The organism is Enterobacter chinensis, from assembly GCF_034008295.1.
Taxonomy (GTDB): domain Bacteria; phylum Pseudomonadota; class Gammaproteobacteria; order Enterobacterales; family Enterobacteriaceae; genus Enterobacter; species Enterobacter chinensis.
The window spans coordinates 90,672-106,777 of sequence record NZ_JARDVI010000005.1; the positions used below are offsets into that span (position 1 = coordinate 90,672).

Here is a 16,106-nt window from a genome sequence, read left to right on the forward strand (position 1 = left end):
GGGAACCGACATGAAAAGTAAACTACTCAGTGGAATGGTGTTGTTCCTGCTTTCTGCCTCGGCGATGGCGCAGCAATCCTTTAGCACGCCCGACCAGGCGACCGATGCGCTGGCCAACGCCATTAGCGAGCATAATGAGGGCGCGATGACCAACCTGCTTGGAGAAAACTGGCGCGATTTTCTGCCGCCTGAAGGCGTTGATCCGGATGCCGTCGATCGTTTCCTGCGCGACTGGAAATTGCGTCATAACACCGTTGTCGAAGGGGATACGGCGCATCTTGTTGTCGGAGATAGCGGCTGGCAGCTCCCCATCCCGGTTGTCAAAACCACAACAGGCTGGCAGTTCGATATCAAAGAAGGCGCTGAAGAGATCCTGACCCGCGAGATTGGGCGTAACGAGCTTGCCGCCATCGAAGCATTACATGCCTATGTCGATGCGCAGCAAAGCTACTTTGCGATGACTCAAAAATACGCGCAGAAAATTGTCAGCTCGGAAGGGAAAAAAGATGGTTTGTACTGGCCAGCCTCACCCGGTGAAGCGCCCAGCCCACTCGGCCCGGCATTTAGCCCGAAAGAGCCAGGTACCGGCTATCACGGCTATCGCTTCCGGATCCTGCCAGATAATAACGGATTCGCGATGGTTGCCTGGCCGGTCAGCTATGGTCAGACAGGCGTAATGAGCTTTGTGATAAATCAGGACGACAAGGTTTACCAGTCAGATCTGGGTAGCGATTCGGAGCAAAAAGCCCGGGCGTTAACCTCATATAGCCCTGATAAAAGCTGGCAGCCCGTCGCGCCCTGAATAACGTCAACGGACCACGTTTTATAAGCCGGGTATGGCAAAGCCGCCACCCGGCTTTTTAACTTACAGAATATTTGCGACCGACTTCGCCAGCTGCGCTTCCAGGGCCGGTTTCGCTTCTTCGAATTTCAAATTGACCTTGTTAGCATTCGATACCACGCGGGTCTGATATTTCGCGCGATCGCCCTGCTCGCTGCTGGTTTGCAGTTTCACGCCAGACGTACCCTGACGCAGCGCCGCAATGTTATCGGTGGTGACTTTCGCTTTGCTACGCTCGGAGATCTGCAGGTCGGTTACCATGGTGTAGTTCACATCTTCTACCATCGCATCTGCAGCCATGCCGATCAGGCCAGCCGCCAGCCCTACGCCCAGCGCCGCACCCGAAGAATTACTGTTATAGGCAGTGATACCGGCACCCAGCGCAGCGCCAACGGCGGCACCTTCATAGCCAGTTTTTAAATAGCCCTGGGCTTCGCGCAGGTCCATTTTGTCTGCTTTAAGGACGTTAGCCTGAACCCAGTAGTATGCGCTGTCAGGAGAGGACGTTACCTTATACCCTTTAGCGCTCAGATCGTTTGCAAGCAACGTCTGGAGGTTGCTCATGTCTTTATCAGAGGTGTTTTTTACCTGAATGTAGACCGTTTTTTCACTGGATGGCTCAAGCCAGATGGTCTCACTCATCTGCGTTTTCACTTCCAGGTTACGTTTTTTCACCGCCGTCGTCATCGCACCGCACCCGGTCAACGTCATGACTGCCGCCAGTAAGCCAATCCCCATCACTTTCTTCAAAGACATGTTATTTCCTTTTTGCGTGTAATCAAAAATCCAGAACCTCGAACCGTGCGGCCAGTAGCTACACAATGGTGAAAAAAGTATCGGCAGATAAGCGCAAATTTTTAGGGGAAATAACAATAAGTTACCTACTATAATGGGTAGTTTTCAGCCAAAAAAAACGCCTCCGAAGGAGGCGTTTAGAAAAAAGCAGAAATAAACTTATTTCTTCTTCGCTTTCGCGTTTGGCAGGTCGGTGATGCTGCCTTCAAACACTTCTGCCGCCAGGCCAACAGACTCGTGCAGAGTCGGGTGAGCGTGGATGGTCAGCGCGATGTCTTCAGCGTCGCAGCCCATTTCGATAGCCAGACCGATTTCACCCAGCAGCTCGCCGCCGTTGGTACCGACAATCGCACCACCGATGACGCGGTGAGTTTCTTTGTCGAAGATCAGTTTGGTCATACCGTCTGCGCAGTCGGACGCGATAGCACGGCCAGAAGCAGCCCACGGGAAGGTGGCGGTTTCGTAGCTGATGCCTTTCTCTTTCGCTTCTTTCTCAGTCAGACCAACCCATGCAACTTCTGGCTCGGTATAGGCGATAGATGGGATCACTTTCGGATCGAAGTAGTGTTTCATGCCGGCGATAACTTCAGCGGCAACGTGACCTTCGTGAACACCTTTGTGCGCCAGCATAGGCTGGCCGACGATATCGCCGATAGCAAAGATGTGCGGCACGTTGGTGCGCAGCTGCTTATCAACGCGGATAAAGCCACGGTCGTCCACTTCCACGCCGGCTTTGCCCGCGTCGAGGTTTTTACCGTTCGGCACACGACCGATCGCCACCAGCACGGCGTCGTAACGCTGCGCTTCTGCAGGGGCTTTTTTGCCTTCCATGGAAACGTAAATACCGTCTTCTTTCGCTTCAACGGCAGTCACTTTGGTTTCCAGCATCAGGTTGAATTTCTTGCTGATACGTTTGGTGAAGACTTTAACGATGTCTTTGTCTGCTGCCGGGATAACCTGGTCGAACATTTCAACCACGTCGATCTCTGAACCCAGCGCATGGTACACGGTACCCATTTCCAGACCGATGATACCGCCGCCCATAACCAGCAGACGCTTAGGAACGGTTTTCAGCTCCAGGGCATCGGTGGAATCCCACACGCGTGGATCTTCATGCGGAATAAATGGCAGTTCGATTGGGCGAGAGCCTGCCGCGATGATCGCGTTGTCGAAGTTGATCACGGTTTTACCGTTTTCGCCTTCCACTTCCAGGGTGTTCGCACCGGTGAATTTACCCAGACCGTTTACCACTTTCACTTTACGGCCTTTGGCCATACCCGCCAGACCGCCGGTCAGCTGAGTGATAACTTTCTCTTTCCAGGTACGAATTTTGTCGATATCGGTTTTCGGCTCGCCGAAGACGATACCGTGTTCAGCCAGCGCTTTGGCTTCTTCGATAACTTTCGCTACGTGCAGCAGCGCTTTAGAAGGGATACAACCTACGTTCAGACAAACACCGCCGAGGGTGTTGTAGCGTTCAACGATGACGGTTTCCAGACCTAAATCAGCGCAACGGAAGGCTGCAGAGTAACCTGCGGGACCTGCCCCAAGTACCACGACCTGAGTTTTGATTTCAGTACTCATCATGACCTCTTATTGATTTCCGGCGGTCCAGGTACTTGTCGCCCTTCATCCACCGGGACGTTCTATCCGCCCGCAGTTTACAAAATTGTTAACAATTTTGAAACAACAAACGGCTCACGAATTGTCGCTTTCGCCAATAACCTCACAGACTTCATGAGATTAACAGAAAAAAGCCGGCCGACTGGCCGGCTTTTCACTTACATCACCAGGCGGCGAATGTCGCTCAGGGTGTTGTTGATGATGGTGATGAAACGCGCACCATCAGCACCGTCGATCACGCGGTGGTCGAAGGACAGAGAGATTGGCATCATCAGACGCGGCACAAACTCTTTGCCATTCCATACCGGTTCCATCGCGGACTTAGACACACCGAGGATAGCCACTTCCGGCGCGTTCACAATCGGCGCGAAGTGGGTGGTACCCAGGCCGCCGATGCTGGAGATAGTGAAGCAACCGCCCTGCATTTCGCCGGCAGTCAGCTTACCATCACGCGCTTTCTTGGAGATCACGGTCAGTTCACGGGACAGCTCAGTGATGCTCTTCTTGTTCACGTCTTTGAAGACCGGAACAACCAGACCATTTGGCGTATCAACCGCAACACCGATGTTGATGTATTTCTTCAGCGTCAGCTTCTGGCCGTCTTCGGACAGGGAGCTGTTGAAGCGAGGCATTTGCTCAAGGGCAGCGGCAACGGCTTTCATGATGAAGACCACTGGGGTGAATTTCACGTCCAGCTTACGCTTCTCAGCTTCAGCGTTCTGCTGCTTACGGAACGCTTCCAGATCGGTGATATCGGTTTTGTCGAAGTGCGTAACGTGCGGGATCATCACCCAGTTACGGCTCAGGTTCGCACCAGAGATTTTCTGGATACGGCCCAGTTCCACTTCTTCGATTTCGCCGAACTTGCTGAAGTCCACTTTCGGCCATGGCAGCATGCCCGGGATACCGCCGCCAGCGGCTGCAGCAGGTGCAGCTTCGGCGCGTTTCACCGCGTCTTTCACGTAGGTCTGAACGTCTTCGCGCAGGATACGACCTTTACGGCCGGTGCCTTTCACTTTCGCCAGGTTCACACCGAATTCGCGCGCCAGGCGACGAATCAGCGGGGTAGCGTGGACGTAAGCGTCGTTTTCAGCGAACTCAGATTTGCCTTCCGCTTTAGCAGCAGGGGCAGCAGCGGGTTTAGCCGCCTGAGCCGGTGCAGCAGCAGGTGCTGGAACCGCAGCCGGAGCCGCGGCAGGCGCAGCGCCTTCCACTTCGAAGACCATGATCAGAGAGCCGGTAGACACTTTGTCGCCGGTGCTGATTTTGATCTCTTTAACGGTACCCGCGAACGGCGCAGGGACTTCCATAGAAGCCTTGTCGCCTTCAACGGTGATCAGTGACTGTTCAGCAGCAACTTTGTCGCCCACTTTTACCATCACTTCGGTCACTTCAACTTCGTCACCGCCGATGTCCGGTACGTTCACGTCTTTCGCGCCACCGGCAGCGGCTGGTGCTGCGGCCGGAGCCGGAGCAGCTGCCTGTGCAGGCGCGGCAGCAGGTGCAGCACCCGCCACTTCGAAGACCATGATCAGGGAGCCAGTGGACACTTTGTCACCGGTGTTGATCTTGATCTCTTTAACAGTACCGGCGAACGGAGCTGGAACTTCCATAGAGGCTTTGTCGCCTTCTACGGTGATCAGAGACTGCTCAGCCGCAACGGTATCGCCCACTTTCACCAGGATTTCAGTGACTTCAACTTCGTCACCGCCGATGTCAGGCACGTTGACTTCTTTCGCGCTCGCGGCAGCTGCTGGAGCAGCAGAGGCCACAGCGGCTTCTTTCTTCTCTTCCTGCGCAGGTGCAGCTGCTGCTGCACCGTCGGCGGAATCGAAAATCATGATCAGTTTGCCGGTCTCGGTTTTATCGCCAACAGAGACTTTGATCTCTTTAACGATGCCAGCCTGAGGAGACGGGACTTCCATAGAGGCTTTGTCGCCTTCTACGGTGATCAGCGACTGTTCAGCTTCAACTTTGTCGCCTACTTTGACCAGGATCTCGGTGATTTCAACTTCATCAGCCCCGATGTCCGGTACATTGATTTCGATAGCCATTATTCTTTTACCTCTTACGCCAGACGCGGGTTAACTTTTTCTGCATCGATGTTGAATTTGGTAATTGCGTCCGCAACCACTTTCTTATCGATTTCGCCACGTTTAGCCAGTTCGCCCAGTGCTGCTACAACCACGTAAGAAGCATCAACTTCGAAGTGGTGACGCAGGTTTTCGCGGCTGTCAGAACGACCGAAGCCGTCAGTACCCAGAACGCGATAATCATCAGCTGGAACGTAAGTACGAACCTGCTCAGCGAACAGTTTCATATAGTCAGTAGACGCCACCGCTGGTGCATCGTTCATCACCTGAGCGATGTACGGAACGCGTGGAGTTTCCATTGGGTGCAGCATGTTCCAACGCTCACAATCCTGGCCATCACGCGCCAGTTCAGTGAAGGAGGTCACGCTGTACACGTCGGAGCCCACACCGTAATCTTTCGCCAGGATCTGAGCTGCTTCACGTACGTGACGCAGGATAGAACCGGAGCCCAGCAGCTGAACTTTACCTTTGCTACCTTCGAGAGTTTCGAGTTTGTAGATACCTTTACGGATACCTTCCTCGGCACCTGCTGGCATGGCCGGCATGTGGTAGTTTTCGTTCAGGGTGGTGATGTAGTAGTAAATGTTCTCTTGCGCTTCACCGTACATGCGCTGCAGACCGTCATGCATGATGACTGCCACTTCGTACGCGTAAGATGGGTCGTAAGAGATACAGTTAGGGATAGTCAGAGACTGAATGTGGCTGTGGCCATCTTCGTGCTGCAGACCTTCACCGTTCAGGGTCGTACGACCGGAAGTACCGCCTACCAGGAAGCCGCGAGCCTGTTGGTCGCCAGCCTGCCAGCACAGATCACCGATACGCTGGAAACCGAACATCGAGTAGTAGATGTAGAACGGGATCATCGGCAGGTTGTTGGTGCTGTAAGAGGTCGCAGCAGCCAGCCAGGATGCGCCTGCGCCCAGCTCGTTGATACCTTCCTGCAGGATCTGGCCTTTCTCGTCTTCTTTATAGTATGCAACCTGCTCACGGTCCTGCGGGGTGTACTGCTGGCCGTTCGGGCTGTAGATACCGATCTGACGGAACAGACCTTCCATACCGAAAGTACGCGCTTCATCGGCGATGATTGGAACCAGACGATCTTTGATCGACTTGTTCTTCAGCATCACGTTCAGGGCACGAACGAAAGCGATAGTGGTAGAGATCTCTTTATTCTGCTCTTCCAGCAGCTGAGAGAAGTCTTCCAGCGCTGGCAGTTCCAGTTTCTCGGTAAAGTTAGGCTGACGAGCTGGCAGGTAGCCTTTCAGCGCCTGACGACGTTCGTGCAGGTACTTGTGCTCTTCAGAACCTTCCGGGAAGGTGATGTAAGACAGGTTTTCTACCTGCTCATCGGTCACTGGAACGTTGAAACGGTCGCGGATATAACGCACGCCGTCCATGTTCATTTTCTTAACCTGGTGAGCGATGTTTTTACCTTCTGCGGTATCACCCATGCCGTAACCTTTGATGGTGTGGGCCAGGATTACAGTCGCTTTACCTTTGGTTTCCTGCGCTTTTTTCAGTGCAGCGTAGACTTTCTTCGGATCGTGACCACCACGGTTCAGGGCCCAGATCTGCTCATCAGTCCAGTCTGCAACCAGTGCTGCGGTTTCAGGATATTTGCCGAAGAAGTGCTCGCGAACGTAGGCACCGTCTTTGGATTTGAAGGTCTGATAGTCACCGTCAACGGTTTCGTTCATCAGCTGGATCAGTTTACCGCTGGTGTCTTTACGCAGCAGCTCATCCCAACGACCGCCCCACATGACTTTAATCACGTTCCAGCCAGCACCTGCGAAGATGCCTTCCAGTTCGTTGATGATCTTGCCGTTGCCGGTTACCGGACCATCCAGACGCTGCAGGTTACAGTTGATGATGAAGCACAGGTTGTCCAGCTTCTCACGGGTCGCGATGGTGATCGCGCCTTTAGATTCTGGCTCATCCATTTCGCCATCGCCCAGGAAGGCGTAAACGGTTTGCTCAGAGGTGTCTTTCAGACCACGGTGTTCCAGATATTTCAGGAACTTAGCCTGATAGATCGCACCGATTGGGCCCAGACCCATAGATACGGTCGGGAACTGCCAGAATTCAGGCATCAGTTTAGGGTGCGGGTAAGAAGACAGACCTTTACCGTGAACTTCCTGACGGAAGTTGTTCATCTGCTCTTCAGTCAGACGACCTTCCAGGAATGCACGTGCATAGATGCCCGGAGAGATGTGGCCCTGGAAGTACACCAGATCGCCGCCGTCTTTCTCGTTAGCTGCACGGAAGAAGTGGTTGAAGCACACTTCGTAAACGGTAGCAGAAGACTGGAAGGACGCCATGTGGCCACCCAGTTCCAGGTCTTTCTTGGATGCGCGCAGAACGGTCATGATGGCGTTCCAGCGGATTGCAGAACGGATACGACGTTCCAGATCCAGATTGCCCGGGTATTCCGGTTCGTCTTCGACGGCAATCGTGTTTACGTAGTTGCTAGCCCCTGCACCTGAAGCAACCTTCACGCCGCCTTTGCGGGCTTCAGAAAGCAGCTGATCAATCAGATACTGAGCGCGCTCAACACCTTCTTCACGGATGACCGATTCGATCGCCTGTAGCCAGTCGCGAGTTTCGATCGGATCCACGTCATTTTGGAGACGTTCTGACATGGGGGTATTCCTTATCTATCTAATACGTTGATTTGTCTGGAACCTGTCCCATTGTATTTTCGCCAGAAAACACAATAAGACAGGTTCTGCGTTTAGTTGCCGCGCTCTAAAAGTACCTGGCGCTTAATCCTTTCGTTGCTGTATGCGGCGTAATGAACGTTCGCGACGCGATTGTTCACGGCTGCGGTCCAGCAAGATTTCCTCAATGAAAGCCAGATGTCGGTGCGACGCTTCGCGCGCCTGCTCCGGTTCCCCGGCCATTATCGCCTCGAATACTCGGGTGCGATGGTTGCTTACCAGTGGGAGCATGTCCCGACGGGCATACAACAATTCAAAATTCTGACGAACGTTCTGGGCCAGCATCGGCTCCATGCAGCGTAGCAGATGGAGGAGCACCACATTGTGGGCAGCTTCGGTGACGGCGATTTGATACTGGACAACGGCGCTGGACTCGGCGTCTAAGTCGCCGGACTGCTGTGCCCGTTCAATGGCCTGATGCAGTTCGCGGATACGCACGCGATCTTCATCAGTGCTGCGAAGGGCGGCGTAATAGGCCGCAATACCTTCAAGCGCGTGACGGGTCTCAAGCAGGTCAAATTGGGATTCTGGGTGGTCAGAGAGAAGTTCTACCAGCGGATCGCTGAAGCTCTGCCACAGGCTGTTTTGTACAAAAGTTCCGCCGCCCTGGCGACGAAGCAGCAAGCCCTTTGCTTCGAGACGTTGAATTGCCTCACGCAGAGAGGGACGTGAAACGTCGAACTGTTTTGCCAGCTCGCGTTCTGGCGGAAGTTTCTCACCCGGGCGCAGAGTCCCTTCGAGGATCAAAAACTCCAGCTGCTGCTCAATCACATCAGATAGTTTTGGTTGGCGAATTTTGCTGTAGGCCATATTCCCTGTCTTACGCCTTTTTGCCCGGAGTCAATTGGTCTTACCAATTTCTATTTCGTATCGCTAAAGTAACAAAGTATTCACCTTCTGTCCATATTGGTTTTGATTGAAATCAGTAAACCCTGCACATTTTAACAACCTTACAGAAATAACGTTTCAGAAATGTAACTTTGCACAAATGAGTTGATTACTACTAAAGAGGGAGTTTTAACCATAATGAAACGAGGGTTTTTGCAATCTGAAGCGATTCAACAAAGCAAATAATGAAATTTCGCCCACTTATGGCGCATTTCTATTCTATAGGTTGGGATAAGAAGGGTGAGCGGAGCGATTTACAAATGCTTTCTTTTTATTCAACTCGTCATCCGTACGTCATAAAGCAGGTGCATTCGCAGGCACTTACCACTATTCTGGCGCTTACGGAAGTCACCTCCGCTTTTTTCGGTCTTATTGACCGTAAAGAAATAAATACAGAAAACGGATATTCATAATTACACACGCTCAGCGTGAACATAACAACCACACACGAGGTTTCAAATGGAAGCTCAACAGCACGGCGATCAGCTAAAGCGCGGGCTAAAAAACCGCCATATTCAGCTCATCGCACTGGGCGGTGCTATCGGAACCGGCCTCTTTCTGGGCAGCGCATCCGTTATCCAGTCAGCCGGTCCGGGTATTATTCTGGGGTACGCAATCGCGGGCTTTATCGCGTTTCTGATTATGCGTCAGTTAGGTGAAATGGTCGTTGAAGAGCCGGTGGCAGGTTCCTTTAGCCATTTTGCCTATAAATACTGGGGCAGTTTCGCCGGTTTCGCCTCGGGCTGGAACTACTGGGTACTGTATGTTCTGGTTGCCATGGCCGAGCTTACCGCCGTCGGGAAATACATTCAGTTCTGGTATCCCGAGATCCCAACCTGGGCCTCCGCTGCGGCCTTCTTCGTCATTATTAACGCCATTAACCTGACCAACGTAAAAGTGTTCGGTGAAATGGAGTTCTGGTTCGCCATCATCAAGGTCATTGCCGTTGTGGCGATGATTATCTTTGGCGGCTGGCTGCTGTTCAGCGGCAACGGCGGCCCGCAGGCAACCGTTCGCAACCTCTGGGAACAGGGTGGCTTCCTGCCTCACGGCATGACGGGCCTGGTGATGATGATGGCAATTATCATGTTCTCCTTCGGCGGTCTGGAGCTGGTGGGCATTACGGCCGCTGAAGCTGACAACCCGGAGCAGAGCATTCCGAAAGCCACTAACCAGGTTATCTACCGTATCCTGATCTTCTATGTGGGTTCACTGGCCGTGCTGCTCTCCCTGCTGCCGTGGACGCGCGTCACCGCTGACACCAGCCCGTTTGTGCTGATCTTCCACGAACTGGGTGATACCGTCGTAGCGAATGCACTCAACGTTGTCGTACTGACGGCGGCACTGTCCGTTTACAACAGCTGCGTATATTGCAACAGCCGTATGCTGTTCGGTCTGGCGCAGCAGGGTAACGCGCCGAAAGCGTTGCTCAACGTCGATAAACGCGGCGTGCCGGTAAACACCATTATCGTTTCGGCGATCGTGACCGCGCTGTGTGTCCTCATTAACTACATGGCACCGGAATCGGCGTTTGGCCTGCTGATGGCGCTGGTGGTCTCTGCCCTTGTCATCAACTGGGCGATGATCAGCCTGGCACACATCAAGTTCCGCCGTGCGAAACAGCAGCAGGGCGTCACCACGCGCTTCCCTGCTCTGCTCTATCCGCTGGGTAACTGGATTTGCCTGCTGTTCATGGCGGCCGTGCTGGTGATCATGCTGATCACCCCGGGTATGGCGATTTCTGTGTACCTGATCCCGGTCTGGGTTGCCGTGCTTGGCGTCGGCTATCTGTTCAGCCAGAAAAGCCGTAATGCGATGAAGGCCCACTAAGCCTCCCTCCGCGGTACCTGCTTTTGCGGGTACCGCACGTTGTTACCTCCCTCACACTTTCACGTCCACAGCGCTTTTATCCATATCACCGCCCTGATACTGCAACGCATATATTCCTTTGCCAGCAAATAATTCTCTCCATACCGTAACCCGGAGAGCAGTCTATGGATAACGCTAAACTGTCAGTAAAAGAAAAGATCGGCTATGGGATGGGCGATGCAGGTTGCAACATCATCTTTGGCGCCATCATGCTGTTTGTTAACTATTTTTACACCGATATTTTTGGTCTGGCACCTGCGCTGGTGGGCGTACTGCTGCTCTCTGTGCGCGTGATAGATGCCGTAACCGACCCTATCATGGGCGCGATCGCCGACCGAACCCGCAGCAAATATGGCCGGTTTCGTCCATGGCTACTGTGGATCGCGCTCCCCTACGCGCTGTTCAGCATCCTGATGTTCACTACGCCTGACTGGAGCTATAACAGCAAAGTTATCTATGCATTTGTTACCTATTTCCTGCTGTCGCTGACCTACACGGCTATCAACATTCCCTACTGCTCGCTGGGCGGGGTGATTACCAACGATCCTAAAGAACGCGTCGCCTGCCAGTCATATCGCTTCGTGTTGGTCGGTATCGCCACGCTGCTGCTGTCGCTGACGCTGCTGCCGATGGCCGACTGGTTCGGGGGTGATGACAAAGCCAAAGGCTACCAGATGGCGATGACCGTACTGGCGCTAATTGGGACCTGTATGTTCCTGTTCTGCTTCGCCACCGTGCGCGAGCGTGTGCGCCCGGCGGTCCAGACTAATGACCAGCTGAAAAACGACCTGAAAGACGTGTGGAAAAACGATCAGTGGGTGCGCATTCTGCTTCTGACCCTGTGCAACGTCTGCCCCGGCTTTATCCGCATGGCGGCCACCATGTATTACGTGACATGGGTGATGGGCCAGAGCACCCACTTCGCTACCCTGTTTATCAGCCTGGGCGTGGTGGGCATGATGCTCGGCAGCATGCTGGCAAAAGTGCTGACAGACCGCTGGTGTAAGCTGAAGGTTTTCTTCTGGACCAACATCGTGCTGGCAGTCTTCTCAACCGCCTTTTACTTCTTCGACCCGAAAGCCACCGTCACCATTATGGTGCTCTACTTCCTGCTGAATATCCTGCACCAAATCCCATCTCCGCTGCACTGGTCGCTGATGGCCGACGTGGATGACTACGGCGAGTGGAAAACCGGGAAACGCATCACCGGGATCAGCTTCTCCGGCAATATCTTCTTCCTGAAGCTAGGGCTGGCGATTGCCGGTGCAATGGTCGGCTTCCTGCTCTCGTGGTACGGCTACGACGCCGGGGCAAAAGCGCAAAGCGCGGACGCCATCAACGGCATTGTCCTGCTGTTTACCGTGATCCCGGGCGTGGGGTACCTCATTACCGCGGGCGTGGTGCGTCTGCTGAAAGTTGACCGTGAGACGATGAAGCGGATCCAGGAAGACCTGGAGAAGCGTCGCAATAACTATCGCGAGCTGAACGCGTATCAGGAACTCAGCGCCGCTGAGACAAAATAAGGAAAGCCGAATGCAAACCTGGCCAAACCCGTTTATTGAACAACGCGCCGATCCGTATATTTTGCATCACGAGGGGCAATACTTTTTTATTGCCTCCGTACCGCAGTACGACAGACTCGAAATTCGCCGTGCGGACTCGCTGGAAGGGCTACGCAGCGCTGAAGAGGTGGTGGTCTGGCGAAAACCCGAAACCGGCCCGATGAGTCAGCTTATCTGGGCACCGGAACTGCATCATATCGACGGCAAGTGGTATATCTATTTTGCGGCCACGCATACGCAGGTGCTCGATAAGCTGGGGATGTTCCAGCACCGCATGTTCGCGCTGGAATGTAACGATCGCGATCCGCTCACCGGAATCTGGCTCGAAAAAGGGCAAATAAAAACGCCGTTCGACACCTTCGCCCTGGACGCCACCACCTTTGTTCATCAGGGGAAACGCTGGTATCTGTGGGCGCAAAAAGCGCCGGATATCGCCGGAAACTCCAACCTGTATCTGTGTGAAATGGAGAACCCGTGGACGCTCAAGGGCGAGCCGGTCATGCTCAGTCAACCTGAGTATGACTGGGAATGTCGAGGGTTCCGGGTCAATGAAGGCCCGGCGGTGCTGGTCCACGACGATAAACTGTTCATCAGCTATTCTGCCAGCGCCACCGATGAGAACTACTGCATGGGGCTGCTGTGGATAGACATCAAAGCGGATCCGCAAAACCCGGAGAACTGGCACAAATCTCCGCGTCCGGTATTCGCCACCAGCTATGGAAACCGCCAGTATGGGCCCGGGCATAACAGCTTCACAAAGACGCCAGAAGGGGAAGATGTGCTGGTGTATCACGCAAGAAATTACGCCGAAATCGAGGGCGATCCGCTATACGACCCCAATCGCCATACCCGCCTGAAGTGGGTTCGCTGGGATGAAAACGGGATGCCTGATTTCGGCATCCCGCCTGCGGATACGCTTTAACCGCTGCGGCGCGCTGGCTTACACCAGCGTGCCGTAAATCGTCAGCAGCGCCACCACAACCACCACGACAAACGAGGTTTTCTTGGCCATTGAGACGGCGGCTTTCGGCGTTTCAATCTTGTCGGTATGCGGCTCGCGCGCCAGAGAGAACTGGGCCAGGCGCGTTAACACCTGGTACTGCGAGGTATGGCGGTCGGCAAGAGAAGCGAACCATGCGGGCAGCGCTTTTTCACCATGACCAATTAATGCATACACCACGCCCACCAGGCGAACCGGGAGCCAGTCGAGCACATGCAGAATGGCATCAATGCCGGACAGCAAACGTTCATGCGGCGTCAGATAACGGGCAAGCCAGGTCTGCCAGGCACGAAGAAAAGCATACCCCATCAGCAGTACCGGCCCCCAAGGACCGCCCACCACAAACCAGAACAGCGGTGCCAGGTAGTAGCGGAAGTTAATCCACAGCAGCGCGTTTTGCAGCTCGCGCAGGAACTCGCGCTCATCGCAATCCGGCGGCACGCCGTGAATCATCGTCAGCTCGCTTGCCATGGCTCCGCGCGCATGGGCATCGTCACGGGAGGCGGCTTTAAGATAAGCGTGATAGTGCAAACGCACCTTCCCCGCGCCAATGCAAAGGACACCGAGCAGGATCCACACCACCAGCAGCGGCACGTTGAAAAACAGGCCATACAGCGAGCGCAGCAGAAGGAACGTAACGACCATCACCCCTGCCATCATCAGCAGCGTACGCAGCATAGAAAAGTGCTTAATCCGACGGAAAATCACCTCCAGCCGGTGATCCAGATGCCAGTGCTCGCCGAGTTTGAACAGGCGTTCAGCGATGATAACCAGCAGCATGGTAAACAACGTCATGGTATCTCCTTATTCTGACGACGCGTTGAGCATGGCGCGAAACCGTGGCCAGTCAAAGGCCGGGCCGGGATCGGTTTTTCTCGCCGGAGCAATATCACTGTGTCCCGTAATATTGTCGGCGATGGCCGGATAGCGTCCGATAAGCGTGCGGGTCACAGCCGCTAGCTGTTGATACTGTGAATCGGTGTAGGGCGTGGTATCCGTGCCTTCCAGTTCGATCCCAATGGAGAAGTCGTTGCACCGTTCGCGCCCGTGATACAACGACACCCCGGCATGCCAGGCGCGCTTATCAAAAGGCACGTACTGAACGATCTCGCCATCACGCCGTATCAGGCAGTGAGCCGACACACGCAGATGCGCAATCTCAGCGAAGAAAGGATGCGCATTGGGATCTATCGTTCCCGTGAATAACGCATCAATCCACGGACCGCCAAACTCACCCGGCGGGAGACTAATATTATGAACAACCAGCAGTGTGGGCTTTTCATCCTCCGGGCGGCAATCGTGGTGCGGCGAGGGCACGTGCCGCGCATCCACCAGCCATCCGTTTTCTAACGACATGCTGGAACTCCTTATGTATGGTGCTGTTACTCGGTTCAGAGTAGCATGTTTCAATATTATGATTCGTTACCAATTTGGAGTTTTATCATGCCGCCTCGCCGCTACAACCCCGACCACCGACGTGAAGCGCTTCTGGAACGTATTAACATGGATATCCCGGCAAGCGTCGCCCATGCTTTGAAAGAAGACCTGGGCGGTGACGTTAATGCCGAAAAGGATATTACCGCACAATTATTGCCAAAAGAGTCACGCTCTCACGCGGTCATTATCACCCGTGAAGATGGTGTTTTTTGTGGCAAGCGGTGGGTTGAAGAGGTCTTTACCCAGCTGGCGGGTGATGATGTGCAGATCGTCTGGCACGTTGAAGACGGCGATGCGATTACGGCAAACCAGCCGCTGTTTGAGCTGGACGGCCCGTCCCGCGTGCTGCTTACCGGTGAACGAACCGCGCTCAACTTCGTCCAGACCTTGTCCGGGGTGGCAAGTGAGGTACGTCGCTACGTTGACCTGCTTGCCGGCACCCGTACCCAACTGCTGGACACCCGCAAAACGCTGCCGGGCCTGCGTACGGCGCTGAAATACGCGGTACTCTGCGGCGGTGGCGCAAACCATCGTCTGGGCTTATCCGACGCCTTCCTGATTAAAGAGAACCACATTATTGCCTCCGGCTCCGTTCGTCAGGCGGTTGAGAAAGCCTTCTGGCTGCACCCGGATGTGCCCGTTGAAGTGGAAGTTGAAAGCCTGGAAGAGCTGGAGCAGGCAATTAAGGCCGGTGCCGATATCATCATGCTCGATAATTTCGAAACGGAGCAGATGCGCGAGGCGGTTAAGCTGACCAACGGCCAGGCACAGCTCGAAGTGTCCGGGAACGTCACCTTCGAAACGATCCGTGAATTCGCCGAGACGGGCGTGGATTACATTTCCGTCGGGGCGCTGACCAAACACGTTCGCGCCCTCGACCTCTCAATGCGCTTTAAATAATGATTCCTCCCCTCTCCGCACGGAGAGGGGAATTTCACCCCCGCTCGCAATTCCGTTGTCCTTCCCTGCAACGCTCAATGAATTTTCTGAAGCCCCCTTCCCGTTCCCTTTTTTGCCCCTCGTTTCTGCCCTTTCGCGCTGACAGAGTAGCGCTACTTAACGTAAGGAGCAGATATGGACAGACAACATGGATTCACTCTCATCGAGCTGATGGTGATTAGTGCAGTTATTATATAGTAAAATTTGTGATCACTAACCGTTTGAAAGATAAGTTATATCCACCTCTTGAAGGCTTCATCCATGAGGTATATAAGATTAATACTAATTAGACATTACTAAATGATGTCTTCTCTATAACACCTTCAGTTGAAGGTAAAAAAC

General features: G+C 53.9%; 14 protein-coding genes. 7 read left to right on the top strand and 7 right to left on the bottom strand.

Translation table 11 applies throughout. The annotated features are described in order from the left end of the window. Positions 1 to 10: 10 nt before the first annotated feature. Positions 11 to 802 (top strand): DUF2950 domain-containing protein, encoded by a 792-nt coding sequence (locus PYW49_RS15550; RefSeq protein WP_134349749.1) that lies wholly within the window; start codon positions 11 to 13, stop codon positions 800 to 802. Between the two features lie 63 nt (positions 803 to 865). Here PYW49_RS15550 and traT read toward each other — a convergent pair whose 3' ends face one another. The 5 genes from traT to pdhR all read right to left on the bottom strand — a co-directional run bounded on the left by traT (position 866) and on the right by pdhR (position 8,879). Beyond that, positions 866 to 1,597, bottom strand: coding sequence for a conjugal transfer complement resistance protein TraT (gene traT, locus PYW49_RS15555; protein ID WP_134349669.1), 732 nt, complete (start codon positions 1,595 to 1,597; stop codon positions 866 to 868). A 198-nt stretch (positions 1,598 to 1,795) separates the two neighbouring features. Then, positions 1,796 to 3,220: a dihydrolipoyl dehydrogenase gene (lpdA, locus tag PYW49_RS15560; protein WP_320387071.1), complete on the bottom strand. Its 1,425-nt coding sequence runs from the start codon at positions 3,218 to 3,220 to the stop codon at positions 1,796 to 1,798. A gap of 197 nt (positions 3,221 to 3,417) precedes the next feature. Then, positions 3,418 to 5,313: a pyruvate dehydrogenase complex dihydrolipoyllysine-residue acetyltransferase gene (aceF, locus tag PYW49_RS15565; RefSeq protein ID WP_320386904.1), complete on the bottom strand. Its 1,896-nt coding sequence runs from the start codon at positions 5,311 to 5,313 to the stop codon at positions 3,418 to 3,420. Positions 5,314 to 5,327: 14 nt separating this feature from the next. After that, positions 5,328 to 7,991 carry a pyruvate dehydrogenase (acetyl-transferring), homodimeric type gene (gene aceE, locus PYW49_RS15570; protein WP_059310644.1) on the bottom strand — a complete coding sequence of 888 codons (2,664 nt, stop codon included), beginning with the start codon at positions 7,989 to 7,991 and terminating at the stop codon, positions 5,328 to 5,330. 123 nt (positions 7,992 to 8,114) lie between these two features. Then, positions 8,115 to 8,879: a pyruvate dehydrogenase complex transcriptional repressor PdhR gene (gene pdhR / locus PYW49_RS15575; protein ID WP_008501960.1), complete on the bottom strand. Its 765-nt coding sequence runs from the start codon at positions 8,877 to 8,879 to the stop codon at positions 8,115 to 8,117. A 263-nt stretch (positions 8,880 to 9,142) separates the two neighbouring features. Here pdhR and PYW49_RS15580 point away from each other — a divergent pair, with 263 nt between their 5' ends. The 4 genes from PYW49_RS15580 to PYW49_RS15595 all read left to right on the top strand — a co-directional run bounded on the left by PYW49_RS15580 (position 9,143) and on the right by PYW49_RS15595 (position 13,310). After that, positions 9,143 to 9,370 carry a hypothetical protein gene (locus tag PYW49_RS15580; protein ID WP_134349667.1) on the top strand — a complete coding sequence of 76 codons (228 nt, stop codon included), beginning with the start codon at positions 9,143 to 9,145 and terminating at the stop codon, positions 9,368 to 9,370. Between the two features lie 46 nt (positions 9,371 to 9,416). Beyond that, on the top strand, positions 9,417 to 10,787 hold the full coding sequence (gene aroP / locus PYW49_RS15585) for an aromatic amino acid transporter AroP (protein ID WP_134349666.1): 1,371 nt from the start codon (positions 9,417 to 9,419) through the stop codon (positions 10,785 to 10,787). A gap of 164 nt (positions 10,788 to 10,951) precedes the next feature. Next, the gene (locus tag PYW49_RS15590) at positions 10,952 to 12,349 is read left to right on the top strand and encodes a glycoside-pentoside-hexuronide (GPH):cation symporter (protein ID WP_320386905.1); all 1,398 of its coding nucleotides are present in this window, start codon (positions 10,952 to 10,954) and stop codon (positions 12,347 to 12,349) included. 10 nt (positions 12,350 to 12,359) lie between these two features. Beyond that, a complete protein-coding gene (locus PYW49_RS15595; protein ID WP_320386906.1) occupies positions 12,360 to 13,310 on the top strand; it encodes a glycoside hydrolase family 43 protein in 951 nt (316 codons plus the stop codon). 18 nt (positions 13,311 to 13,328) lie between these two features. On the opposite strand, the gene ampE is transcribed toward PYW49_RS15595, so the two are convergent. Further along, positions 13,329 to 14,183, bottom strand: a complete 855-nt coding sequence (gene ampE / locus PYW49_RS15600; RefSeq protein ID WP_320386907.1) for a beta-lactamase regulator AmpE — start codon at positions 14,181 to 14,183, stop codon at positions 13,329 to 13,331. Positions 14,184 to 14,192: 9 nt separating this feature from the next. Beyond that, positions 14,193 to 14,744 carry a 1,6-anhydro-N-acetylmuramyl-L-alanine amidase AmpD gene (gene ampD, locus PYW49_RS15605; RefSeq protein WP_320386908.1) on the bottom strand — a complete coding sequence of 184 codons (552 nt, stop codon included), beginning with the start codon at positions 14,742 to 14,744 and terminating at the stop codon, positions 14,193 to 14,195. 87 nt (positions 14,745 to 14,831) lie between these two features. Between ampD and nadC the strand changes: the two genes are divergently transcribed. Next, on the top strand, positions 14,832 to 15,725 hold the full coding sequence (nadC, locus tag PYW49_RS15610) for a carboxylating nicotinate-nucleotide diphosphorylase (RefSeq protein WP_134349662.1): 894 nt from the start codon (positions 14,832 to 14,834) through the stop codon (positions 15,723 to 15,725). A 174-nt stretch (positions 15,726 to 15,899) separates the two neighbouring features. Further along, positions 15,900 to 15,962: a prepilin-type N-terminal cleavage/methylation domain-containing protein gene (locus PYW49_RS23390; RefSeq protein ID WP_407057616.1), complete on the top strand. Its 63-nt coding sequence runs from the start codon at positions 15,900 to 15,902 to the stop codon at positions 15,960 to 15,962. The last annotated feature ends 144 nt before the right edge of the window (positions 15,963 to 16,106 follow it).

Excerpts from the sequence above, each read along its gene's own strand:
- PYW49_RS15595 (WP_320386906.1), top strand. The coding sequence starts at position 12,360 with ATGCAAACCTGGCCAAACCCGTTTATTGAACAACGCGCCGATCCGTAT.
- traT (WP_134349669.1), bottom strand. The coding sequence starts at position 1,597 with ATGTCTTTGAAGAAAGTGATGGGGATTGGCTTACTGGCGGCAGTCATG.
- PYW49_RS15580 (WP_134349667.1), top strand. The coding sequence starts at position 9,143 with ATGAAATTTCGCCCACTTATGGCGCATTTCTATTCTATAGGTTGGGAT.
- nadC (WP_134349662.1), top strand. The coding sequence starts at position 14,832 with ATGCCGCCTCGCCGCTACAACCCCGACCACCGACGTGAAGCGCTTCTG.
- ampE (WP_320386907.1), bottom strand. The coding sequence starts at position 14,183 with ATGACGTTGTTTACCATGCTGCTGGTTATCATCGCTGAACGCCTGTTC.
- aroP (WP_134349666.1), top strand. The coding sequence starts at position 9,417 with ATGGAAGCTCAACAGCACGGCGATCAGCTAAAGCGCGGGCTAAAAAAC.
- aceF (WP_320386904.1), bottom strand. The coding sequence starts at position 5,313 with ATGGCTATCGAAATCAATGTACCGGACATCGGGGCTGATGAAGTTGAA.
- pdhR (WP_008501960.1), bottom strand. The coding sequence starts at position 8,879 with ATGGCCTACAGCAAAATTCGCCAACCAAAACTATCTGATGTGATTGAG.
- PYW49_RS15550 (WP_134349749.1), top strand. The coding sequence starts at position 11 with ATGAAAAGTAAACTACTCAGTGGAATGGTGTTGTTCCTGCTTTCTGCC.
- aceE (WP_059310644.1), bottom strand. The coding sequence starts at position 7,991 with ATGTCAGAACGTCTCCAAAATGACGTGGATCCGATCGAAACTCGCGAC.
- lpdA (WP_320387071.1), bottom strand. The coding sequence starts at position 3,220 with ATGAGTACTGAAATCAAAACTCAGGTCGTGGTACTTGGGGCAGGTCCC.
- ampD (WP_320386908.1), bottom strand. The coding sequence starts at position 14,744 with ATGTCGTTAGAAAACGGATGGCTGGTGGATGCGCGGCACGTGCCCTCG.
- PYW49_RS15590 (WP_320386905.1), top strand. The coding sequence starts at position 10,952 with ATGGATAACGCTAAACTGTCAGTAAAAGAAAAGATCGGCTATGGGATG.